The sequence below is a fragment of the Frankia sp. BMG5.60 genome (assembly GCF_059428125.1).
Genome location: NZ_CM182091.1, coordinates 5,187,604 through 5,210,672 on the forward strand (window position 1 = coordinate 5,187,604; position 23,069 = coordinate 5,210,672).

Below are 23,069 nucleotides of genomic sequence, written 5' to 3' on the forward strand. Positions count from 1 at the left end.
GGGCCGCTCAGAACGAGACGGTCAGCGCGCGCTGCACGACCGACGAGACCAGCGAGCGGGTCGCGGAACTCGACACGACCGCGTAGAGGACACCGGCGAACGCGACTGCGGCGAGCGTGCCGACCGCGTACTCGGCAGTGGACATCCCCAGGTCGCGGCCGCCCGCGCCGACGCGGCGACCGGCGAGGATCCGGTGGCAGGCGGCCCGGATGAACGGACCGCGAGGCAGGCGGGGCAAGCGGCTCGGGGACGGGAACATCCTCGACGGGAACATCAGGGACACCTCCGGAACGGGGCAGGGTCGGATGGGGTGGTGCCTGCGCGGTCATGCCGGTAGCAGGTTCGGTAGGGACCCGAGCACGACGGGGACGACGCCGAGCAGCAGGAAGGCCGGCAGGAAGCAGAGTCCGAGCGGCGCGACGGCCAGTACGCCGGCCCGGCGGGCAGCGGCGATGCTTTCCGCGTGGGCCTCGTCGCGGGCGCGTTGGGCGAGCCGGACGAGGGCGGCGGCCGGTTTCGCCCCCGACGTCTGAGCCCGGTCGAAGGCGGCGACGGCCGCCCGCATCATCGCGGTCCAGCGTGATCCCGGCGACGCGCGCGGATCGCGCCGCAGCAGCCGCGCCAGCCACGCGGCGCGGCCGCTCGCGACGGTGGCAGCGATCAGCCGGTCGCAGGCGGCGAGCGCATCGGCCCCCGCCGCCAGTTCCTCGGCGGCGCGGCGCAGCTCCCGGCCCAGCACGCCGCCGTTGGCGGCCCCGACGGCCACCATGGCGGAGACGACCGTCCCGCCGCCCCGCAGGCAGGCCGCGATCAGGTCGAGGGCCAGCGGCAGGTCGGCGAGCAGCCGCTCGCGCCCGGAGGTGATGCCGGCCGGGCCACCGGTCCGGGCGGCATCCATGGCCACCGGAGCCACCCGCCGTTCGACGCGATCCGCGAAGGATCGCAGCCAGCGCAGGCCCGCCAGGTCCGCCAGGCCCCCCGCGAGCAGGCAGGCGTTGCCGGCGGGGGTGGCGAGCAACGTGTGCAGCGGCTGGGCACCGGCCAGCGAGCCCAGCGCGATCCCGGCCAGCGGGAGGGCGGCCACCAGCCGCCCAGAGGATCTCGGGCCGGCCAGCGCCGCAGCCAGTTCCCCCGCCCGTACGGCGTCGGCCCTGGCGAGCGTGGCCAGCATCGTCGTGACGGGGGCGAGCCGGGCACCGACCATCGTGCAGACCTGGTAAGCGATGCCGAGCTGGCGGACGGCGCCTGCCTCGTTCCGGCACAGCGCGACCCCGGGGTCGTCCGGTCCCGCGAGCGTGTCGGCCAGCCGGTCCAGCGGGATCCAGCCGGGGCGGCGGCCGGGGGCGGTTCCGAGCTCGTCGATGCCGCGTGCGGCCGCGCGCAGGGCGTGCCCATGCGGACCGCCGGCGTCGAGCTCCGCCGCGAAGGCCGCGAGGAAGTCCTCCGCGCAGGCGCGCACCCGTGTCAGCCGCCGCCGCGCCCGCTCCCGCCGGACGGCTCGCGACAGGCAGCCCAGCGCCACGCTCACGGTTGCCGCGGCGACGGGCCCGGCGGTCACCGCGATCACTGCGACCACTGCGACCACTGCGGCGATGCCCAGCACGGTGCCGCCCGGCACGGCGACGGGTGCCGCGGCGACCGCCGCGGCCCGCCGTGTCCTCGCGGTCCCGTCCGGGCCGCGGCGGCGGGCGCGGGCGGCCGGGCCCACGACGCCCGCCGGGGCGATCAAGGCCGGCTCCCCGCGGGTGCGGCAGCGTCGACGAACCCCGGCAGGCTCACCCCGCGGGCGTCCAACAGGCTTCTCAGCAGCGGCAGCCCCTCCGCGGCCACGGGCCCCGCCGCGCGCCGCGGCGCTCCCCGCCGCCCGGTGGGCGGGGGCGCCACCAGCGCGGGTACCACCTGTACCAGGCCGTCGGGCGCCCGGCGGAACACGCCAACCGCCCGGACCCGCCGGTGGCCGTCCGCATCGCGGTGCAGGTGGACGGCCGCGTGCAGGGCCGCGGCGACGTGACTGTGCACCGCCGCCCGGGACAGTCCCGCGAGGGCGGCCAACGCCTCCAGCCGGGTCGGCAGCGCGCCGGTGTCGTTGGCGTGCACGGTGCTCAGGCCCCCCTCATGTCCGGTGTTGAGGGCGACGAGGAGGTCGAGCACCTCCGGGCCGCGGACCTCGCCGACGACGAGGCGGTCCGGTCGCATCCGCAGCGCCTGCCGGACCAGCTCGCGCTGGGTTACCTCGCCGGCGCCCTCGATGTTGGGCGGTCGGGCCTCCAGCCGGACCAGGCCGGGGCGGCTCACCGCGAGCTCGGCGGTGTCCTCGACGAGGACGATGCGTTCGCCCGGGCGCACCGCGCCCAGCAGAGCGGCGAGCAGCGTGCTCTTGCCCGTGCCGGTGCCGCCCGTCACGACGACCGCGAGCCGCGCGTGCAGCACCGCGTGGAGCACCGCGGCCACCGCGGGACTCAGCGTGCCGGCGAGCACGAGCTCGTCAAAGGTGAACGGCCGACGCCGGGGGCGCCGCAGGGACAGGCAGGTGCCGCGCACGGCGGTGGGCGCGAGGACGGCGTGCATCCTGGTTCCGTCACCCAGCAGGATGTCGGCGAAGGGCATGGCGGAGTCCAGCCGCCGGCCGCTGGCCGCCGCGAGCCGGACGGCGAGGCGGCGCACCGCATCCTCATCGGCAAAGGTGACCGGCGTCCTCGTCAGCCGGCCCCGCCGCTCCACCCAGACCTCGTCGGGGGCGTTCACCAGCACGTCGGTGACGTCCGGATCGGCGAGGAAGGGATCAAGCGGACCGGCGCCGAGCGGACCGGCGCCGCGGGGTTCCGTGGTCGCCGATTCCAGCCCGTGCGGGCCCGCTGCCTCCCGGCCCGTGTCCGACTCCCGCTCCCCGGCCGCCGGCTGCGCCGCCGCCACCCGGCGTTGCCCGGCCCGGCCCGGCGGCCCACCACCCCGCCGGGCCGTCACGCCCATGTCTGAGGCTCCGCGCTCGGGCCGTCCGGCGTCTGCGGGGTGGTCGGCCACCGGAGGAGTCCCAGCCGGGCCAGCAGCCGGTCGCCGAGCGGTCCCGGGGCGTCGGCGTCCCGCGGGGCGTCGGCGCCGGCCGAAGTCGCGGCCGGTGGCCGGCGGGCGTCGGCGATCACCCCGGCCAGCGGCACTCCGAGCATCTCGCTGACCTGCGTGGGGGCGAGCCCGGCCGACTGGCGTTGCCGCACGACCGCTCGTATGTCCGAGCACCGTCGCCCGACCGCCGCGCAGACACGCTCGGCAGCCATGACGGACGCCAGATCCGCCCGGAGCACCACCAGCGCCGTCCGGCAGGAGCCGAGCGCGAGGGCGGCGGCCGGGTCCTGCTGCCAGGGCAGGTCGACCACCACCAGATCCGAGGTGGACCGAGCCGTCGAGAGCAGCGTGACCATCGGCCCCACTGGTACGTCGGGCCCGGCACCGAGATCCCAGGAGACCACCGCCAGGTCACCGTGCCCCGCCGGCGGACCCGACCAGGAGAGGGGCGCTTTCCCACCGAGCCTGCCCAGGGGCACCGCGTCCGGCGGGGGGAGGGGATCCGCCGGCCGCCGGTCGATGGCCCCCGGCGGGGGATCAGCCACGGACGGCAGGAGCCGGGCGAAGCCGGGTGCCACCCCGCTGCCCCGCGGGTCGGCGTCGATCAGCATCGTGCGCAGGCCGTGGCGCAGGCCCGACAGCGCCAGGGAGACGGCGAGCGTTGACGCGCCGCTGCCGCGCCGGCCGGCGACCACCCCGATCGTCACCGACTCGCGTGGGCCGAACCCGTCGAGATCGCCGAAGGCGTCGATCAGCCAGAGCTCGGCTTCCGGCAGGAAGATCACGTGATCGGCGCCGATGCGGGAACCAGCGGACCAGACCCGGCCGTCCTCGACATGGCCGCCGACCAGGACCACGTGCGGGCGCAGCGGCAGGCCGGCGGCGACGCACGCCTCGGCGCGGTCCATGCCGACGACGACCAGCGGCGCCGCCGCCCAGGCGCGGCGCAGCGCGCCCGGCTCGGTGGCGACGGTCGTTGTGACGCCGGCGGCCGCGGCCAGGCGCAGGAGGTCGTCGAGCAGGTCCGGGACGCCGGTCACGATCAGGGGTCGCGCGTCGCGGCCGTCAGCGGGGGTGAGCAGGGGCAGGGCGGGGGGCATGGTGGGCTCGATTCCCGGTCGGATGGGGAGGACGTGGCCCACCATGCGCCGAGGCGGGCCCTGTGGATGAGCGCTCTCCACAGGGCTTCGCCGTGGTGTCATGGAGGATTCGGCCTGATGCCGGCAGCTCGCCGCTGCCCGGGGCCGCGCCGGTCGGTGGCCGCGAGGACGCGGCGGGGCCGACGGCAGACAGGGAGCCGGCGGCAGAACGAGAGAGGGACGGAACGGGTGAGGCGACCCCCGCAGGGGGGAGTGCGGGGGTCGCCTCGGGACATGGCCCAGAAGGCCGCCCGTCGCGGGTCGGATCTCGCGGCCCCACGGCCACCAGGTCCGACATGCCGGGAGATACCCAGGGGTGCCCGTGCGAAACCGCGCGTTGCGCGAATTCAGGGCGTGCCCACCGATCGTGGGACGCATCACCCGAGCGGGGGGCCCGGCGAGGGGCCGCGGGGATGATCAGGTGGCGCGGGCGAGAGCCTCGCAGACGGCCAGGGACTCCCGGGCGGCCAGTTCGAGGGCCTTCGCGCAGTGCAGCACCCAGGCCGCGACCCCCTGCGCCCCACCGCCGACGTACGCGGCGGCGGCATCGCGGTATCCGAGGACCGGCGCCCCTGGGTCGTCGACCTGGTCGACCTCCAGATGCCCGACGTCGGTGGCGGTCAGGGCCTTGGGGTCCAGCCCGCGGCTGATGAGGACCAGCCTGCCGGCGGCCCGGGCGATGACACCGTCCAGCGCGCCGAACGGCCGCAGCGCCAACAGCTCCCCGTGCACCACGGCGGCCACCACGACGGCCGGCGCCGTGGTCGGCGCGACGAGCAGCCCGGTCAGGCCATCCAGCCGCACGGAGGTCTCGACCGAGTGCGGGGGCGGACCGAGCCGAAGCGGGTCGAGCAGTTCGCGGGTGCCCGCGTCGGCACGCGGCCGGCCGAGCAGGTCGTCGGGCAGGTAACCGCGCCCCGCCAGGACGTGCATCCGCGCGAGGGCCTGCCGGGGCGCCCGTTCCCAGGCGGGCCCGAGCACCCCGAGCTCGGCGTAGAGGCGGACCGTCCCCAGCACGACGGGGGAGGGCAGTTCGGCGGAGGAGTGGGCCGGTGCCGCCAGGTCCGAAGCCGTCGGTTCCTCGCCCGCCGGGGTGAGCCGCGCGTCGGTGTTAGCGCCCGCGAGGTAGCCGCGTAGCCCGTCCAGGCTGATCTCGTGACCCTCCAGGGCGGCGGAGGCACGGGCCGCCCGCAGGGACGCCTCTGCGGTCACGTCGGCGCTCTGCCGGCGCAGGATGCGGTGCCGCAGCAGCGCGTCGACGGCCGCGCGGGCGCTGTCCGCCGCCTCGCGCACCCCGGGCAGAGCGGCGACTCGGGCGAGCGGGTCGGCGGCGAGGACTGATCCGGACGGGCGGGGGTTCACGGTTGGCACGGTACCCGTCCGCGCCATCCGGAGTCGGTGCGCAGCCGGCCGTCGGAGGCGTCACACGAGCGCAACCGCGTCGTTCTCCCCCTGGGAGCGTTCGCCCGGGGGACACTGCGCATCAGGACGGGAGCGGCGGACTGTGCGCCGGTCCGCCGGAAGGCACGTCGACGGTGTGACTGGCGAGAGGTCCGGGCCGGGTATCTCCGGTCGGGTCTCTCGGTCCGCCGTCGGCGCGGACCACCCTGGGTGGGGCGATGGGCCTCGCGACCCGACCACACCGGTCCGGTCGCGGGCCAGAGAGAGGACGAAGGGTGTCGACTACTGCCGGAAAGACCCGCAATGGCCGGGAGCCCTCGTTGGGCGAGCTGGTGGCGCTGGCCACCCGCGATGTCTCGCTGCTCGTCCGTCAGGAGATCGACCTCGCCAAGGCCGAGCTGACCCGGCAGGCCGTCTCGGCCGCGCTCGGAGTGGCCTGCCTCGCGGTGGCGGCGGGGCTCGGGCTGTGTGCCCTGATCGCCGTCACGATCTTCCTCGGAGAGCTGATCACCTGGGCCGGCGTCGAGCGGTTCTGGTCGTACCTGCTCACCGCGGCGGGGTACCTGGTGGTCGCCGGTCTGCTGGCGCTGTTCGCGATCCGCAGGTTCCGCCGGCTCTCCCCGCCCGAACGGACCATCCAGACCGTCCGGGACGACATCTCGTGGCTGCGCAATCCGACCGCCACACCGGCATCGGCATCGGCCGCCCCGACGAACCCGGCATCCGGGGTGACCTCCGCGGGGCCGGCCGCACCAGGGGACGCGCCAGGCCCCACTCCGTCGGGGCCTGGCGGGGCGGTGCTGGCCCCGCACCGCATCCACTCCTGATCGCCGGTCGGCCAGGTCGCCGGGGCGCCGAAGAGGAGTCCCCGGAGCGGTCCGCAGCGGCAGCCGCTGGCCCGGTCACGCCCCGTCCTGACCGGACCACCGCCGGCCTACAGCGGGGGGCGGTCTGCCATTCTGGCAGGCAATGGAGGACACCGTTCCCGAGCCCGCCAGCGTCCTGATCGACGGGCCGTGGCGGCATCGGGACGTGTCCGCCAACGGCACCCGGCTGCATGTCGCCGAGCTCGGCCGCGGTCCCCTTGTCCTGTTGCTGCACGGTTTTCCGCAGTTCTGGTGGGCCTGGCGCCACCAGCTCACCGCACTGTCCGCGGCGGGCTACCGTGTCGTGGCCCCGGACCTGCGCGGATACGGGGCGAGCGACAAACCGCCGCGAGGCTATGACGCGTTCACCCTGTCCGACGACGTGGCCGGCCTCATCCGGGCGCTGGGCGAGCAGGACGCGGTCATCGTCGGCCACGACTGGGGCGGCCTGCTCGGCTGGACGACGGCGACCCGTCATCCGGTGGTCGTCCGCCGCCTCGCCGTTCTGGCGATGCCCCACCCGCTGCGGCTGCGTCACCAGATCGCGGCGGACCCGCGGGGCCAGGGCGCCGCGAGCCGCTACATGGCGGGCTTCCAACTGCCGTGGCGTCCCGAACGTGCCCTGGTCGCCAGGGATGCCGTCCGGGTCGCGGCCCTCCTGCGCGCGTGGGGGGGTCCCGGATATCCCGATGCCGAGGCGGAGCGGCGCTACCGCTCAGCGATGCGTATCCCCGGTGTGGCGCACAGCTCCCTGGAGTACCACCGATGGGTGTTCCGCTCGTTGTTCCGGCCGGACGGGGCGCGGTTCGCCGGCGTGCTGCGGCGCTCCCTGCACGTCGACACGCTGCAGATCCACGGTGCGGCCGATCGCTGCTTCCTGCCGTCCACCGCCCAGGGGTCCGGGCGCTACGTCAGCGGTCCCTACACCTGGAAGCTGCACGGCGAGGTCGGACACTTCCCGCACGAGGAGGTCCCGGACCTCGTCAACGCCGAGCTGCTCGCCTGGCTCGGCTCCTGACCACCGTCAGTCGCAGCCCTGCGTGCTGACCGGCACCGCCGCGACGCTGCCGACCGCGGCGGACTGCGCGACCTCGGCGGCGCTGAGCACGTACCCGGTGTCGTCGTCACCGATGGCCGCGGCGAACACCACGCCGAGCACGGTCCCGTCCGGGGCGAGCAGCGGACCGCCCGAGTTCCCCGGTAGCACCTGGCCGCGAACGGCGTAGATGTCGCGCACGACGGTGCCGTGCTCGTAGATGTTCGCCGCCCGGGCCCGCTGGTGGTTGCGGATGCGGGCGGCCACGGTGGTGTAGGGCCCGTCCTGGGGATACCCGGCGATGACCGCCGGCTCCTCGGCCGCGGCCGGCGGGCTGGCCCGCATCCGCAGCGGGGGGCGCTGCAGGTCCGGCACCCGCAGCACGGCGACGTCCCGGTCCGGGTCGAACACCACGACCTCGGCCGGCAGGGTGCCGGTGGACAGCACGACCGTCGGGTGGCGGACGCCGGCCACCACGTGCGCGTTGGTCATGACCCGCTGGGGGGCGATCACGAAGCCGGATCCTTCGACCCGCTGGTCGCAGGACCGGGCGACGCCGCGGATCTTCACGATGCTCGCCGCCGCGGCCTGCACCCCGGCGGCCTGGGTGGTGGCCGGGTCCGGCGGGCCGGCCGCGATGATCCGCTCGCCCCCGAGGCCGGCGAAGACCTCCGGGAAGGCCTTGTCGTCGGCGATCTGGCGCAGGTCGGCAAAGGTCTCGCGGACCCCGTTCGGCATGCCGGCGTCCACCGCCGCGAGCACGTGGGAGTCGTGGACCGACCGGGCGAGGGACTCGAAGGGGGAGCGTTCGACGGCGTTCGCCAGCAGCCAGGCGACGAGCAGCACCGAGACGCCGGAGAGCACCGCCCCGGCGGCGGCGTCGACGGCCCGACCGGGCCGCCAGGTCAACCGATCGCGCAGCGCGACGGCGAGCGCCGTGCCGGCGACCTGGCCGACCAGGGCGAGCCCGAGCACGACGAGCAGGCCGACCAGCGCGCCGTGGCCCTGCTGACCGATCAGCTCGGTGAACGGTTTCGCGATCTTCGCGCCGAGCACTCCGCCGCCCAGGAAGCCGACGAACGACAGGGCGCCCACCAGGAAGCCCTGCCGGTAGCCGGAGACCGCGAACAGGACGACGAGAGCCAGCAGGACGACGTCGAGCACATTGGGCACGGCGGGGTCGGCCCGGACTCAGGTGATCTTCAGCGTGGCCGTCATGTTGGGATGCAGGGTACAGACCACCGGATAGTCGCCCGGCTCCGTCACGGTGAAGGTGACGCTCTGCGACTCCCCGGCGGAGACGATGCTGGTGTGCGCGGCGGGGATGCGCGGGACGACGAAGTTGTGCGGCGCCGAGCCCTGCGCCACGGAGAAGTCGACGCGGATCTTCCCGGGCTTCGCCACCAGCTCCGTGGCGGAGAACTTCATGCTCGGCAGTCCGGTGACCGCGAACACCTGGACGCCGTCCGCCCCCTGGGTGGCGCTGAGCGTGGGGCCGGCGGACGGACTGTCGCCGCCGTCGCCGCCGCAGCCCGCCACGCCCAACAGCACGGCAATGACCAGCCCGAGCAGCGCGGCCGCGTGGGACGCTCGCCGGCGGGGCGAGGCCGGGTCCGCCGGGCGGGCCGCCTGGTCGCGGTCCGCGGTGCAGGTCATCGGTGGTGCCTTTCGTGTCGGGGCGCGGCCGGCCGGCTCAGGGCGCACTCGGTGAGCGTCGCCGCGGAGTCGGCGGAGTCGGCAGGGACGGTGGAGTCGGCAGGGACGGTGGAGTCGGCAGGGACGGTGGAGTCGGTGGAGCCGGTGGGGAAGCCGCGGGAGCCTCACGTGGGAGCGGGTAGTCCACCACCGCCGAGTGGTTCCACGGGCGCTCGCATCCTCCCAGCCGCAGCAGGATGTCGAGGATGCCGGCGGTGAAGCCCCAGACCAGCATGCCGTGGACCCGGAACGCCGGACTGAGTAGGCCGCCCTGGGCGTAGCGCAGCATCACCCGGTTGGCCGGATCGGCGAGTTCGGCCAGCGGCACCCGGGAGACGAACGACGTCTCGGCGAGGTCGACGGGCGCGACCGCGCACGGGGTGTGCCACCAGGCGAGCACCGGGGTGACGAGGTAGTGGCTGGCCTGCAGGTAGAGCGGCGAGGCGACGGCGAGCACCTCGACTCCCGCCGGGTCGAGGCCGACCTCCTCCGCGGCCTCCCGCAGCGCGGTGGCGACCCGGTCGGCGTCGGTGGCGTCGGCGGCGCCGCCGGGGAACGCGGGCTGGCTCGCGTGGCTGCGCAGCTCGGCCGCGCGTTCGAGGAGCAGGACGTCCGGCCCGTCCGGGCCGTCGCCGAACAGGATCAGCACGGCCGCCGGGCGAGCGTCGGCGGCGCGCGAGCCCGGCCGGGTCCGGCCGGTCACCAGCGCATCCCCGAGGTGGCCGGCGAGCGTGCGCAGCCACGCCGGCGGCGTGGACGCACCCGTGGCCACATGGCCCGGATCGCCCAGGCCCGTCGCGTCGGCGGGGTCCGCTGGGCGCGGCACCGCGGGTGGGCGGGCGATCTCCCCGGGGCCGGCGATCTCGCCGGGGCGGGCGACCTCGATGGGGTTGGCGACCTCGGCCGGGGTGGCGATCCTGGGGGTCGGGGGGGCGCCTGGCGGCGCCGTCGCGTCGGCGGGAACGGGGGAGGGTGCGTCGGGGGAAGAGGGTGCAGGCGTGGACATCTCCTTCACCGCAAGGCTTCGACGTCGCCGCGTGTTCCCCGCACGAGCTTGGCGGCCTCGTCCGGCTCCGTGGGACCGAGCCCGAACGACGGGCACAGCCGGGCCAGGGCGCAGGCGCCGCACGCCGGTCTGCGGGAGTGGCAGAAACGCCGGCCGTGGAAGATCATCCGATCGGAGGTGATCGTCCAGTCCCGGCGCTCGATGAGCGCGGCGAGGTCGGCCTCGACCCGGACCGGATCGGTCTCGGCGGTCAGCCCGAAGCGGCGCGACAGGCGCCCGACGTGGGTGTCCACGGTGATGCCCGGGGTGTCGAACGCGTGGCCGAGGACGACGTTGGCGGTCTTGCGGCCCACGCCGGGCAGGGTGGTCAGCTCGTCGAGCCGGTGGGGGACCTCGCCGCCGAAGCGCTCGGTGAGCGCCGCGCCGATGCCGATCAGCGAGTTCGCCTTCGCGCGGAAGAACCCGGTCGGCCGCAGCAGCGTCTCGAGTTCGGCCCGGTCGGCGGCCGCGTAGTCCGCGGCCGACCGATACCTGGCGAACACCGTCGGCGTGACCTCGTTGACTTTCTTGTCGGTGCACTGGGCGGACAGCACCGTGGCGACCAGCAGCTCGAGAGCGTTGTCGAAGTGCAACGCGATGCGGGCATCAGGGTGGACCTCGCCCAGCAGACGCACGATCCGTCGGGCCCGCCGGGTCTTCGCGAGTGGTGTCTCGGTCGCGGTGTCGACGGCGGCGGGCATGTCTCGCAGCGTATCCGCCGGCCGATCCGGCCCGGTTGGCACCGGTGGGCGTGCCGTGTGGTCATGACGGGCGTGGGCAACCCGATCCGCGACACACCCACCCCCGGTGCGTCTGCCGATCGCTCGTCGGCCACCATGGGGGAGTCATGTTTGTCATTGCCGCGATCTTCTTTCCTCTGGTGCTTCTCGGTCTTCTGCTGGCGATGGAACGGGTGGAACGCCCGTTGAACGCCGCCGACACGGGCAAGGGACTGGAGGGCTTCCTCGACAACGCCCAACCGGACGAGGTCGACACCTTCGTCCAACAGGGCCTGCCCGCCGCGCTCGAGCGGTACCGGCGCCGGCTGCGCCGCCCGTCGCCCGGCAAGCATCGGGCAGCCTGATGCCCCCGCGCGCCTTCCACCGTTCTTCCGGTGCCGGGTGGATGGCCGGTGCCGGCGTATACCACATGTCGCCCGCCGCGCGCCATCAACGGTCCGGGTATGAGTGCGCGGCGGGTGGCGCATCCGACGGCTTTTCCGCCCATTCCGCCGCCTGCGGGCGTTGCCGCAGGTGGCGGGCTCGGGCGGCGGGCATTGTGGGGCAGCGGCGCCGGGCGGGGAGTCCCGCGAGACCCGGGCCGAAGGCCCTGGCGGCCCCCGGCCGTCCGTCCAGGCGCCAGGGGCGGGTCCATCGGCCCGTCGGCGGCCGGGCCGATCGACCCGGTGCCCACCTGGCCCGTCCGGGCGAGACGGCTCCCACGGCCCGCGGCGAGGCGCGGTGGTGGGGTTTAAAACACCCGGACGTGGCATCCGGAAGTGCCTGATCAAGGGCGGATTCTCGCGAACGGCACACGGTTGGTCGCTCCACGTTCACCTACGTGGAGCAATTTGATTGCTGGGGGTCCCTGCCCGTGCCCTCCACCGATAGTCCTGGCATGCTCAGGACCGTGGAGGATCTGCTTGCCCGCGTACCGCTGTTCGTCGGGCTCTCCGAGCAGGACCGGCTGGCCCTCTCCGACCATCTTGATCGGCAGGACGTCACCCGCGGGGACGTGCTGTTCCGAGAAGGAGATGTCGGGGATCGGGTCTTCGTGGTCCTGTCCGGAAAGGTGAAGATAGGGCGTCAGTCGGCCGACGGCCGGGAGAACCTGCTGTCCGTAATGGGTCCTGGTGACCTCTTCGGGGAGCTTTCGTTGTTCGACCCCGGTCCACGCACGGCTACCGCGACCGCGGTCACGGATGCGTCGTTGCTGTCGCTGGAGCACACCGCGCTGCGGCCCTGGCTGCGTTCCCGCCCCGAGGCGGGCGCAATGCTGCTGCGCGTGCTCGCCCGTCGGCTCCGTCGCACCAACGACAACGTCGCGGACATGGTGTTCACGGACGTTCCGGGTCGGGTGGCGAAAGCCCTGCTCGACCTGGCGGAGCGGTTCGGTGAGCCGGCGCAGCCCGGCAACGAGGCGGCCGGTGTCCGGGTCGAGCACGGGCTCACCCAGGAGGAGCTGGCCCAGTTGGTCGGCGCCTCCCGGGAGACGGTGAACAAGGCGCTTGCCGACTTCGCCACCCGCGGCTGGCTTCGCCTGGACTCCCGTGCCGTCGTGCTGCTCGACCGCGAACGGCTGTCCCGCCGAGCCCGCTAGTTCCCGGCGCTCGTCACGCGCCGTTCCGGATCCGCCCGGACGGCCCGGAGCCCCATGCGCCCAGCCGCCCGCCCGTGCAGCCCGACGCCCGTCCCATCGGCACGCCCGCGCCCAGCCCGACAGCCCTACATCCGCGTCCCGCTCTACGCCCGCACACCGTGCCGGCGGGCGGGTCGCCCCCGATGGACGACCCGCCCGCCGGCCCCTGACGTCACCCCATGGCCCTGCGCGGGTCAGCCGGCGCTGCCCGCGACCGCGGCCGGCGGGGATGCTGTCCGCGCGTGATCGGCGTCCCCGGTCGTCCCCGGCAGGGTGAGGTCCTGTGCCTGTGCCTGCGCCTGCGCCGCTGCCGGCTGCGCCCCGCGCCGGGACCGCGCGTCCGCCGCGGCGGGGACACCCGCCTCCGGTAGGCCCGCGCCGGGGCCGCCCGCGTCCGGGACACCGGTGGGTACCGCGCCGTCGGCCGGACCGCCACCGCTACCCGCTGGGCCGCCACCGCTGCCCGCGGGATTGCCGGCCCCGGCGGGGCCCCCGCTGGGCGGCAGGCTGGCCAGCAGCCGCCGGGTCTGCGGAGCCTCGCTGACGGCGCCGGTCGCGGTCGCGGCCGCGAGCGCCCGCAGGTAGGCTCCGCGGCCGCCCTCAAGGTCGCCGTTGGCCACGAGCGCCGTGCCCAGTGCCCGGTATCCCAGTACCTGGGCGCGCACGTCCTCGGCGTCCACGGCGACCGCCCGCCGGGCGACCTCGAGCGCCTCGGCCGGCTGGCCCGCGTCCAGCAGGATGCCGGCGAGGTGCGCGTACGCCTGCCGCCGGGGGAACATCAGCGTCGCCGGCTCGCTCGCCGACAGCGCCTCCCGCAGCAGGTCCAGCGCAGCCCTGGTCCGGCCGCGGGCGCGGGCGATCTGGGCGACGAGCACCTTCGCCCCGAGCTGGGCGTGCGGGTGGAGCTCCAGGTGCTCGAGGTCGGTGAGGGCGATCTCGGCGGCCTGCGCGGCCTTGTCGACCTCGCCGGCGTCGAGCAGGGTCAGCCCGAGCAGCACCCGCGCCAGAGCGCCGACGACCACGTGGCCGCGTTCGGCGGCCTGGTCGCAGGCCTGCTCCAGGTACCGCGCCCCGCGGGCCGGCTCGCCCGCGCCGCGGGCGGCGAGCCCCCGGGCGACCAGCACCAGCATCGATCCCCACGTGTACTCGGAGTTTTCGAACAGCTCCGTGGCCCGCTGCGCGTGGGACTCGGCGGCGGCGATGTCCCCCAGCTCCGCGGCGGCGATCGCGTCCACGGTCAGGCAAACACCCATGCCCCACTGCTCGCCGACGGAACCCGCGATCTCGATCAGTTCGCGGGTGAGCTTGCGGGCGCGGGTGAGCTGGCCGGACAGCAGGAGCACCAGTGCCTCGGTGCCCCGACACCAGCCGAGCCCGCCGGTGTCCTCCAGCCGTTCGAACACGGCGGACGCCTCACGCAGCGTCCGTTCGGCCCGGGGGTAGTCCCCGCGGGTGGTGGCGCTCCAGGCCAGGTGCTGCAGCGCCCAGCCGACGCCGCGCGGGTCGTCGACCTGGCGGGCGATCGTGAGGGCCTCGCGGTACCGGTCCTCGGCCGCGCCGATCCGGCCGGCGTTGTACTCCAGCATGCCGAGCCGGCGCAGCGCCGCGGCCGTGGCCCGCTCGTCCCCGGCCTGGCGGGCCGATTCCAGCGCGGTGAGCAGGCACTGGGCCGCCTCCTCGGTGCGGCCCTGCTTCTGGCGCAGCTCGCCGAGCACGGAGAAGGCGGCGGCGCGCCGGGCGGGGGCGCCGGCCCGCAGCGCCGGGCGCAGGGTGCGCTCGGCCTCCTCGAGGTGACGCAGCCCCACCAGAGCCTCGGCGTGCAGCACCCGGACGACGTTGTCCTCCTGCGTGTCGATCATGCCCCGGCCGAGCCGGCGGGCATGGGCGAGCAGGTCGGCCGCGGTCCGGTGGTCGTCGCGGGCGAGCGCCGCCCGGGCCAGCCGGACATGCGCGTGGAACCCGGACATCCGGGACGACCAGGCCGGGTCGCTCGGTGGCAGGCCCATCGAGGCGGCCAGGTCGTAGGCACGCAGGGCGTGGCCGGCGACGAAGGTCGACACCGAGCGGGAGCTGCCGATCATCGCCGTGACGCCCCAGCGGGCGGCCGTGGCGTGCCGGCGGGCCCGCTCGACCTTCGGCAGGCCGGCATACGCGACGTCCCGGGCCATCGGGTGGACGAAGCGCCAGCGGGTCTCGGCGGCCCGCGGCGGGCGGACGAGCTGGCGCTCGGTCAGGACCTCCAGTGCCCGGGTGACCTCCTCGGCCGGCCGCTCGTCGACCATCGGCAGCGCCTCCGCGGGGAAGCGCCGGCCGAGCACCGCCGCGGCCCGCAGCACCGCCTTGGCGACCGGGTCCAGATCGTCGATGCGGGCGGCGAGCACGGACTGCACGCCGGCGGGCAACGGGGTCTCGGCCAATGAGCCGTCGAGCACCAACTCGGCCTGGTCGCCCTCGCCGGTGCCGTCGCCGGGGTGCAGCAGCCGCCGGTCGATGAGGAGGTTGAGCAGCTCGACCAGGAAGAACGGGTTGCCGTGCACCCGGGCGAGCAGGTCGTCGCGAGTGTGCGGCTCCAGCGTCTTGCCCCGCAGGTGGCTCTGCAGCAGCAGGCCGGACGCCTCCGTGCTCAGCGGCTGCAGGTCGATGCGCCGGATCCGGGGGAGGGTGGCCAGGCGCGGCCCGGCCCGGTCGAGCAGGACGAGCAGCACCGGCCCGGACAGGCGCGAGGCGAGCCGGCCGATCGCGTCGCTGAGCTGGCTCGTCGCCCACTCCAGATCGTCGATCAGCACCAGGATGGGCCCGGACCGCGCCAGCGCGCTGAGCAGCAGCGCGACGGCCTCCACCGTCGCCTCCACGGCGCGCTGCTCGGCCTCCTCGATGTGGGAGGCACGGGCCGCCGGATCACCCGGGGTGGTGGCCGGGATGGTGGACCGCCGGTCCAGGGGCACACCGAGCAGCAGGAGTAAGCGGTCGGCGATGCCGGCGGGCAGCCGCGCCCCGGTGAGGGGGTGGGGCAGCCCCGCCACCGTGCGCCGGACCCGGTCGGCCACCCGGTCGAGCGAGTCGCCGTCCGTGACACCGCAGGCGTTGCGCACGACGTCCACCAGGGGCGCGAGGCCGCGGCCGTCGCCGTGACGGACCGTGCGTCCCCACAGCGCCACCGTGCCGGGTGTCCGCTCAGCCCGGTTGGCCAGCTCACTGGCCAGCCGGGTTTTGCCGATCCCGGCCTCGCCGACGATCAGCGCGACCTCCGGTGAGCGCCGGGTGACGACCTCGGCGAAGAGCGTCTCCAGGGCGGCCAGCTCGGCGTCGCGGCCGAGGAACGGCGCGTCGTCGGCGAGACCCGGCCGGGCGACGTTGGAGGGGCGCAGGCTGATCAGCTCGTACGCCGGTACCGGTTCCCGCTTGCCCTTGAGGACGAGATCGGGCAGCTCGCGCCAGCTCGCCACCGACCCGGTCGCCAGCACCGTCTCGCGGCCCGCGTACACGGTGCCGATCGTGGCCGCGGCCGACAGCCGGGCCGCGGTGTTCACCGTGTCGCCGATCACCGTGTACGAGATGGCCGCCTGCACCCCGGCCAGGACCTCGCCGGTGTTGATCCCGACGCGCAGGCCGAGGCGGCCCTCCGCGCTGTCGCCCGCGGTGTCCTGCACCAGCCGGCGGACGGTCTCCTGCATCGCGGCGGCGGCCCGCACGGCGCGCTCCGGGTCGTCCTCGTGGGCGGTGGGCGCGCCGAACACGGCCATGATGCCGTCGCCGGTCAGGTTGTCGACGCGCCCACCGACCTCGTCGATCTCGTGGGCCAGCGCGGCGAGCACCCGGTCGGTCATCTCGCCCACACGCTCCGGGTCGCGGTCCTCGGCCCAGCCGGTGAAGTCGGACAGGTCGCCGAACAGTACGGTGACGACGCGCCGTTCCGGGACCTCGGACGCCGGGGCTTCGGCCTGGGTGAACTCCAGGCCGCAGTGGTAACAGAACCGTCCGCCGGGGACGGCCGCCGAGCCGCACCGGGGGCAGCGCAGCGGCCCCGTGTGCGGTGCGGTGATCACCATGGGCGCCGCCGCCCGGGGCGTGGGGATCGCGCGGGCACCCTCATCTGCGGGCCTCCCGGGGTAGGGGCAGCACCGGCGCCGCGTCTCGCCCGACCGGGTGGCCACGGGCCGCCCCGGACCGGTCGCTCGGCCTCCGGCTGGTCGAAGTCGTCATCCTGCGCACGATCGGTTCCCTCCGCGCCAGAGTTTAGTGGTCTGGGTCTCCTTCCCGGCATCCCCTCCTGTCGGGTGACCGACCGCGGCCGCGTCGGTGCCTCCCGGTGGTACGGGGGTCGTCCAGTCCCGCGCGGCCGGGTGCGGCGAGGCTCGACGCCGGTGCCGTCCCGCCGCCGCCGGACTCCCTGATCTGCCTGGTCAGCGGCCCGCGGTGGGGCTGGCAGGACTCGGGTCCGGGCCGCTGGTACGGGGGTGGCGAACGGGTGGCCCCGCTCACGGCCGCCGTGAGGATATGTCACGGGTCGCGATCCCGGGGACCAACTCGAAGTGCCTGGCTCGTTCAGGCGACGTCGGGATGCTCCCGCAAGTAGTCCAGTTGGGCCCTGACGGAAAGTTCGGCCGCGAACCACAGCGCCCGGTCGGTGTCCGCGTACACCCGGCGGACCACGTCGGCGGGGTCGGCCTCGGCGGCGTCGACCCCGGCGTCGGCGAGCGCGCGGCGGACCTGGTCCAGACGGGCCCGGCGGTGGGCCAGGTACTGCTCCGCGGCGAGGCCGGCGGCGGGCAGCTCCGGGCCGTGCCCCGGCAGCACCGTGGTCTCCCCCAGCTCACGCAGCAGCCGCAGGCTGTCGAGGTAGTCGCCGAGCCGCCCGTCGGGGTGGGCGACGACGGTGGTGCCGCGGCCGAGGATCGTGTCCCCGGTCAGCACTCCCGGTCCGGACGGCAGGCCGGCGGTGCCGGCGGCGTCCGCGGGCGGGCCTGGCGCCGGGCGCTCGTCGCCGCTGAGCAGGAACGACAGCGAGTCCGAGGTGTGGCCCGGGGTGGGCAGCACGCGCAGCTCGATCCCCGCGGTCGCGATCACGTCGCCGGCGGTGAGCCCCTCCGAGCCGAGGCGGTGCGCCGGGTCCAGTGCGCGGACCGGGGCGCCGGTGAGCCGGTGCAGCGCGGCGGCGCCGGCGCTGTGGTCGGCGTGTCCGTGGGTGAGCAGGATCAGCTCGACACGTCCGGCGGCCGCCACCGCGGCCAGGTGCCCCGCGTCGTCGGGCCCGGGATCCACCACCACGCATCCCTGCTCGCCGGCGGCGCGCAGAAGCCAGGTGTTGGTGCCGTCCAGCGTCATCGGGCCCGGGTTCGGCGCGAGCAGCACCGCGGCCAGCGGGGTGACCTGTCGAGGAGTCGTCATGTTTCCAGCCTTATCGCTGGCCCGGCCCGCTGTCGCCCGGTCCGTCGCCGCCCGGCGGGTCATACGCCTCGTCGTGCGGCAACAGCAGGTGTGCCTCCCCGCCGCTGACGAGGATCTTCGGCATGATCGGCGACAGGTCGCGGGCGTGGGCGGCGCCGAGGACCGACGCGACGTCGTCGTGCTCGGACAGCTCGGCCAGCGTGAACGCCGTGGGCGGCAGCATGCCCAGCGCGCCGGCGGCGTGGCGCTCGAGCGCGTCGACGGGCCGCATCCACTCCATCCGGTCGGCCTCCCGGGAGGGCTGCTCGGGGGACTGGCCGCCGGGCAGGGCCGCGACGAAGAACCGGGTGTCGTAGCGCCGCGGCTCGATCTCCGGGGTGACCCACCGAGCCCAGGGCGCGAGCAGGTCGGCCCGCAGCGCCAGGTCGTGGCGGCGCAGCAGCTCGCTCAGCCCGAGCTCGTGGCGCTCCAGGGCCCGGCGGGCCTCGGCGCGGGCCGTCTCGTCGAGGCTCTGTGCGGCGGCCGTCCCGCCGGCTGGATCCGGGGGAACGGCGCCGGCCAGTAGCACGCCGCACTCCTCGAAGGTCTCGCGCACCGCGGCGCAGACCAGCGCCCGGGCGAGCGCGGGGTCCGCGTCGAGCGCGTGCATCACCTCGGTGACCGGCGGCCCGGCCCAGGGCACGTCCGGCCCCATGTCGGTCGGGTCCACCCGGCCGCCGGGGAAGGCGTACATCCCGCCGGCGAACGCCATCCCCGTCACCCGCCGCAGCAGGTACGCCTCGACGCCACGACCGCCCGGCGCGTCGCGCAGCAGGACGACCGTGGCGGCGTCGCGCACGGGCGCCGACGAGCCCGCCGTCGGCTGCGGCGCCCCCGCCCCGGCACCGGGACCGGCGGGATCGCGGACGACGACCAGCGACCGTTGCAGCCGGGCAAGCAGGGCAGCCTTGTGATCGACCATGGGTCTGATGCTAGTGAGGACCACCGGTGGCCGCCGCTGATCGAGGTCGGACCTCGCCGCCCGGCCCCGGCGGGCCCGCTCAGTCTCGGGCGGGGGCTGCCACCCGAGCTACCACCTCGACCTCCACCGGAGCGCCCAGCGGCAGCGCGGCCACCCCGACCGCCGAGCGGGCGTGCCGGCCGGCGTCGCCGAAGACGTCGACGAACAGCTCGCTCGCCCCGTTGAGGACCGCCGGCTGGGCGGTGAACCCGGCGGCGCTCGCGACGAACCCGACCACCTTCACGATCCGGACGATCCCGTCCAGGCCGCCGGCCTGCGCGGCGACGGCCGCCAGCGCGTTGAGCGCCGCGATCCGCGCCAGCTCCGCCGCCCGCTCGGCGTCGACCGCCTCCCCGACCAGGCCGGTGGCGACCAGCCGCCCGTCGACCAGCGGAAGCTGCCCGGCGGTCCAGACCAGATCGCCGTCGCGGATCGCGGGAAGGTAGGCGCCCGCCGGGCTGGCCACCGGCGGCAGGGCCAGCCCCAGCGCGGCCAGGCGGGCGCTCGGGCTGGTCATCTCAGGCCTGGCCCTTGGGTCGCTTGAAGTAGGCCACGAGGCCCTCGGGGTTCGTGGGAGCGGGGATGACCTGAACCAGCTCCCACCCGTCCTCGCCGAAGGTGTCGAGGATCTGCTTGGTGTTGTGGATCAGCAACGGGGCCGTGAAGTACTCCCACTTCGTCTGCATGACACCGGACCTTAGAGCATCCGTCTGCCCGCCCCGGACACCTCGGGGGACGACGGCGGTCGTCCGGCCCACCTGGCGCCCGCCGCGGGCGAGCTCACGGCTTCCGACGTGGCGGGGGCCGGGCGCGCGGGTACGGTCGAGCGTGTGAGCGGCAAGCGCACGGTGACCGAGGACTCCGACGACGAGGCGAGCGGTCCGTGGGATCGCCGGCTGCACATCGTCACCGGCAAGGGCGGAACCGGCAAGACGACGATGGCCGGTGCGCTGGCGGTGGCGCTGGCGACCGGCGGCCGACGGATCCTGCTCACCGAGGTCGAGGGGCGCCAGCAGATCGCACAGTTGTTCGACACCCCGCCGCTGCCCTACCAGGAACGCAAGGTGGCCAGCGCGCCCGGCGGCGGCGAGGTGTTCGCGCTCGCGATCGACGCGGACGAGGCCCTGCTGGAATACCTGGAGATGTTCTACAACCTGCGCCGGGCCGGAAAGGCGCTGACCAAGATCGGCGCGGTGGACTTCGCGACGACGGTCGCGCCCGGGGTGCGCGACGTGCTGCTGACCGGCAAGGTCAAGGAGGCCGTCAACCGCCCCGACGCCACCCGTCCGGGGGGGCTCGCCTATGACGCGGTCGTGCTGGACGCGCCGCCCACCGGGCGGATCTCCCGCTTTCTCAACGTGACCGCCGAGGTGGCGGGGCTGGCCAAGATGGGTCCGATCCGCGCCCAGGCCGACAGCGTGATGGCGGTGCTGCGGCCCGAACGTGCCGCCGTGCATCTGGTGACGGTGCTGGAGGAGATGCCCGTCCAGGAGACCGTGGACGGCGTCGCCGAGCTCACCCGGGTCGGGCTGCCGCTGGGCGGGGTGATCGTCAACATGGCCCGTTCACCCCTGTTGAAGGTCGGCCAGTCGCGGCTGGCCCGCCGGGGCGAGCTCGACCGGGAGGAGCTCGCCGCCGGGATCAAGGAGGCGGGCCTGGAACCGACCCGCGATCTGGTGGACGCGCTGGCCTGGGAGGCGGCCCAGCACGCCGACCGGGTGGCGCTGGAGACGGCCGAACGGGCCGAGATCGCCGCGCTCGGCCGCCCGGTGTACGAGGTGCCGCTGGTCGCGGACGGGGTCGACGTCGGCACGATCTATCGGTTTGCGGAGATGCTGCGCGCGCAGCAGATGGTGGAGTGAGCGCCGTGGGTTCGACGTCCGGCGACGACCGGCCGCAGGCGGAGAAGAGTTCCCGGTCGACCAAGGCCACGACGGGACCGGCGAGGAAGGCCGGCGCCACGAAGGCGGGCACCGGAGCGAACGGGACCAGGAACGAGGGTCCGCGCCGCCGCTCCGGCGGGTCGACGGGGCGGGCCGCGGGCCGGTCCGCCGGGAGCGCGACCCGCCGGGTCCGGCCGCACCCGGCGGGGGCGCCGCTGCTTGACGTCGACGCGATGCTCGACACCGAGCGCATCATCGTCTGCTGCGGCGCGGGCGGTGTCGGCAAGACCACCACGGCCGCGGCGTTGGCGCTGCGCGCCGCCGAGCGTGGGCGCGACGTGGTGGTCCTGACCATCGACCCGGCCCGCCGGCTCGCCCAGTCGCTGGGCCTGACCGCGCTCGACAACACCCCGCGGGAGGTGGCCGGGGTCGACGGCGCCGCCGGCGGTCGCCTCGACGCGATGATGCTCGACATGAAGCGGACGTTCGACGAGATCGTCCTGGCGCACAGCACGCCCGAGCGCGCCGAGGCGCTGCTGGCGAACCCGTTCTACCAGTCGCTGTCGTCCTCCTTCTCCGGGACGCAGGAGTACATGGCGATGGAGAAGCTCGGCCAGCTCGACGCGACCGGCGAGTGGGATCTCATCGTCGTCGACACGCCGCCCACCCGGTCGGCCCTGGACTTCCTCGACGCGCCGACGCGGCTGGGCGCCTTCCTCGACGGGCGGCTGCTGCGGCTGCTGCTCGCGCCGGCCAAGGCCGGCGGGCGGGCCTACGCGAAGGTGCTCGGCGCCGGTCTCGGCATGTTCACCAAGGTGTTCACCAAGGTGCTCGGCGCCCAGCTCCTCATGGACGTCAGCCAGTTCGTCGCCGCGCTGGAGACGATGTTCGGGGGCTTCCGGGCCCGGGCGGACGAGACCTACCGCCTGCTCGGCGATCCCGGCACCTCGTTCGTCGTCGTCGCCGCGCCCGAGGCGGCGGCGCTGCGCGAGGCGTCGTACTTCGTCGATCGGCTGGACGCGGAGGGGATGCCGCTGGCCGGGCTGGTGGTCAACCGGATGCACCACAGCGACGCGACGGCGCTCACCGTCGAGCGCAGCCTGGCGGCCGCCGAGAACCTCGACGAGCACGGGGAGCATCCACTCGCGGCGGCGGTGCTGCGCATCCATGCCGAGCGGGCGCGGCTGGCCAGCCGGGAGGCGAGGCTGCGGGAGCGGTTCACCAGCGCCCATCCCGACACCCCGCTGGTGGAGGTGGAGGCGCTGTCCGAGGATGTGCACGACCTGGCGGGTCTGCGTGAGATCGGCGACGCGCTGGCTCGGGTCGAGCGGCTGGAGCAGGCCGGTTGACGCAGGGCCGGCGGAAGGGGCTGCGTTCCGAACCGGGACGACGCTGTCCTCGGGCGGAATCGGGTGCGGGTCACGGGCTGGTGGGCCCGTGCCGGTCATGCGGCGGTCGGGCGGGTGTGCTGCCGCGCAGTGTCGGGCCGGACGGTGGACCGGGCCGGCTCGGTGGGCGGGGCGTCCCCGTCCGGGCTATCCGGCGGACGCTGATCGATGATCAGCCTGGGCGTCGGCGAGCAGCTTGCGCCAGGACGTGACGTCCGGGCGGCGACGCAGCAGCGCGCGGCGCTCCCGCTCGGTCATGCCGCCCCAGACGCCGAACTCGACGTGGTTGTCGAGGGCGTCGGCGAGGCACTCGGTGCGGACGGCGCAGCCGAAGCACCGGGTCTTCACCCGGTTCTGGGCGGCGCCCTGGACGAACAGCTCATCCGGGTCGAGGTCGCGACAGGCGGCGTGTGCCGTCCAGTCGCCGTCGACGGTGGAACCCACGAGGTGGGTCGTGTTGGCGTGCAGGGTCGTGCTGACGGCGGGGGCCAGGCTTCTGGTCATGCCACCTGCCTTTCTTCTCGAGTCCGGGTCAGGGGGCCCGTGCGGGTGGTGACGTGGCGTTGACCCGAAACCGTACGGAGTGGCGTGGCCACGGCACAGACCCCACACGGGTGGTTGTCCAAATGACTAGTCCGGGCCATTGATCCGGATCGCCGCAGTAGTGCGGTCTGTGACAACCGTATGTCGGTTGGGTGACATTCCAGTATCGCCGTGAGGGCCGAGTAGTTCTTCCATGGTCCCGTTGTCCGGCTGACATGGGAACTGGCATCCGAGGTCCCCTCCGATCCGGTAGCCCGTTGGTGGGCA

The 23,069-nt window shown here is 75.2% G+C and carries 21 protein-coding genes; 6 read left to right on the plus strand and 15 right to left on the minus strand.

Translation table 11 applies throughout. The annotated features are described in order from the left end of the window. Positions 1-7 precede the first annotated feature (7 nt). The 5 genes from AC5R91_RS21335 to AC5R91_RS21355 form a co-directional block, all read right to left on the minus strand. Positions 8-274, minus strand: a complete 267-nt coding sequence (locus tag AC5R91_RS21335; RefSeq protein ID WP_495393096.1) for a DUF4244 domain-containing protein — start codon at positions 272-274, stop codon at positions 8-10. 51 nt (positions 275-325) lie between these two features. Then, positions 326-1,729, minus strand: coding sequence for a type II secretion system F family protein (locus AC5R91_RS21340; protein WP_495393097.1), 1,404 nt, complete (start codon positions 1,727-1,729; stop codon positions 326-328). Continuing rightward, positions 1,726-2,970 carry a TadA family conjugal transfer-associated ATPase gene (locus AC5R91_RS21345; protein WP_495393099.1) on the minus strand — a complete coding sequence of 415 codons (1,245 nt, stop codon included), beginning with the start codon at positions 2,968-2,970 and terminating at the stop codon, positions 1,726-1,728. The genes AC5R91_RS21340 and AC5R91_RS21345 overlap by 4 nt, the downstream gene beginning before the upstream one ends. Continuing rightward, positions 2,961-4,160 (minus strand): septum site-determining protein Ssd, encoded by a 1,200-nt coding sequence (gene ssd, locus AC5R91_RS21350; RefSeq protein WP_495393100.1) that lies wholly within the window; start codon positions 4,158-4,160, stop codon positions 2,961-2,963. Before ssd ends, AC5R91_RS21345 begins: the two co-directional genes overlap by 10 nt. 456 nt (positions 4,161-4,616) lie before the next feature. Further along, positions 4,617-5,588: a hypothetical protein gene (locus AC5R91_RS21355; RefSeq protein ID WP_495393101.1), complete on the minus strand. Its 972-nt coding sequence runs from the start codon at positions 5,586-5,588 to the stop codon at positions 4,617-4,619. Positions 5,589-5,875: 287 nt separating this feature from the next. Between AC5R91_RS21355 and AC5R91_RS21360 the strand changes: the two genes are divergently transcribed. Beyond that, positions 5,876-6,427, plus strand: coding sequence for a phage holin family protein (locus AC5R91_RS21360; protein ID WP_495393102.1), 552 nt, complete (start codon positions 5,876-5,878; stop codon positions 6,425-6,427). 142 nt (positions 6,428-6,569) lie between these two features. Beyond that, complete coding sequence (locus tag AC5R91_RS21365) at positions 6,570-7,484, plus strand: alpha/beta fold hydrolase (RefSeq protein WP_495393103.1); 915 nt, start codon at positions 6,570-6,572, stop codon at positions 7,482-7,484. Positions 7,485-7,490: 6 nt separating this feature from the next. Here AC5R91_RS21365 and AC5R91_RS21370 read toward each other — a convergent pair whose 3' ends face one another. From AC5R91_RS21370 to nth, 4 genes are read right to left on the minus strand one after another with little or no spacing between them, the layout of a single operon-like run. Beyond that, entirely contained in the window at positions 7,491-8,675 is a 1,185-nt protein-coding gene (locus AC5R91_RS21370) for a MarP family serine protease (protein WP_495393104.1), read from the minus strand. Positions 8,676-8,693: 18 nt separating this feature from the next. Then, positions 8,694-9,158: a plastocyanin/azurin family copper-binding protein gene (locus AC5R91_RS21375; RefSeq protein ID WP_495393105.1), complete on the minus strand. Its 465-nt coding sequence runs from the start codon at positions 9,156-9,158 to the stop codon at positions 8,694-8,696. 37 nt (positions 9,159-9,195) lie between these two features. Then, on the minus strand, positions 9,196-10,203 hold the full coding sequence (locus AC5R91_RS21380) for an NUDIX hydrolase (protein ID WP_495393106.1): 1,008 nt from the start codon (positions 10,201-10,203) through the stop codon (positions 9,196-9,198). 5 nt (positions 10,204-10,208) lie between these two features. After that, on the minus strand, positions 10,209-10,943 hold the full coding sequence (nth, locus tag AC5R91_RS21385) for an endonuclease III (RefSeq protein WP_495393107.1): 735 nt from the start codon (positions 10,941-10,943) through the stop codon (positions 10,209-10,211). A gap of 146 nt (positions 10,944-11,089) precedes the next feature. Here nth and AC5R91_RS21390 point away from each other — a divergent pair, with 146 nt between their 5' ends. Next, a complete protein-coding gene (locus AC5R91_RS21390; protein ID WP_009741745.1) occupies positions 11,090-11,326 on the plus strand; it encodes a hypothetical protein in 237 nt (78 codons plus the stop codon). Positions 11,327-11,859: 533 nt separating this feature from the next. Beyond that, complete coding sequence (locus AC5R91_RS21395) at positions 11,860-12,561, plus strand: Crp/Fnr family transcriptional regulator (protein WP_264761768.1); 702 nt, start codon at positions 11,860-11,862, stop codon at positions 12,559-12,561. Between the two features lie 233 nt (positions 12,562-12,794). Here the strand turns inward: AC5R91_RS21395 and AC5R91_RS21400 are convergent, their stop codons facing one another. The 5 genes from AC5R91_RS21400 to sp36 form a co-directional block, all read right to left on the minus strand. Continuing rightward, positions 12,795-16,649, minus strand: a complete 3,855-nt coding sequence (locus AC5R91_RS21400) for an AAA family ATPase (protein ID WP_495393108.1) — start codon at positions 16,647-16,649, stop codon at positions 12,795-12,797. A 496-nt stretch (positions 16,650-17,145) separates the two neighbouring features. After that, positions 17,146-17,988: an MBL fold metallo-hydrolase gene (locus AC5R91_RS21405; protein ID WP_495393109.1), complete on the minus strand. Its 843-nt coding sequence runs from the start codon at positions 17,986-17,988 to the stop codon at positions 17,146-17,148. Positions 17,989-17,998: 10 nt separating this feature from the next. Further along, positions 17,999-18,949: an NUDIX hydrolase gene (locus AC5R91_RS21410; RefSeq protein WP_495393110.1), complete on the minus strand. Its 951-nt coding sequence runs from the start codon at positions 18,947-18,949 to the stop codon at positions 17,999-18,001. A gap of 79 nt (positions 18,950-19,028) precedes the next feature. Beyond that, positions 19,029-19,505: a RidA family protein gene (locus AC5R91_RS21415; protein ID WP_495393111.1), complete on the minus strand. Its 477-nt coding sequence runs from the start codon at positions 19,503-19,505 to the stop codon at positions 19,029-19,031. A 1-nt stretch (position 19,506) separates the two neighbouring features. Beyond that, a complete protein-coding gene (gene sp36, locus AC5R91_RS21420) occupies positions 19,507-19,674 on the minus strand; it encodes a Sp36 family protein (protein WP_095212072.1) in 168 nt (55 codons plus the stop codon). 144 nt (positions 19,675-19,818) lie between these two features. On the opposite strand from sp36, the gene bagA reads away from it, so the two are divergent. Both bagA and bagB read left to right on the plus strand, forming a co-directional pair. Continuing rightward, positions 19,819-20,850 carry an ATPase BagA gene (gene bagA, locus AC5R91_RS21425; RefSeq protein WP_495393112.1) on the plus strand — a complete coding sequence of 344 codons (1,032 nt, stop codon included), beginning with the start codon at positions 19,819-19,821 and terminating at the stop codon, positions 20,848-20,850. Between the two features lie 5 nt (positions 20,851-20,855). Beyond that, on the plus strand, positions 20,856-22,220 hold the full coding sequence (gene bagB, locus AC5R91_RS21430; protein WP_495393113.1) for an ATPase BagB: 1,365 nt from the start codon (positions 20,856-20,858) through the stop codon (positions 22,218-22,220). A gap of 186 nt (positions 22,221-22,406) precedes the next feature. Here bagB and AC5R91_RS21435 read toward each other — a convergent pair whose 3' ends face one another. After that, positions 22,407-22,763 (minus strand): WhiB family transcriptional regulator, encoded by a 357-nt coding sequence (locus AC5R91_RS21435; RefSeq protein WP_495393114.1) that lies wholly within the window; start codon positions 22,761-22,763, stop codon positions 22,407-22,409. Positions 22,764-23,069 lie beyond the last annotated feature (306 nt).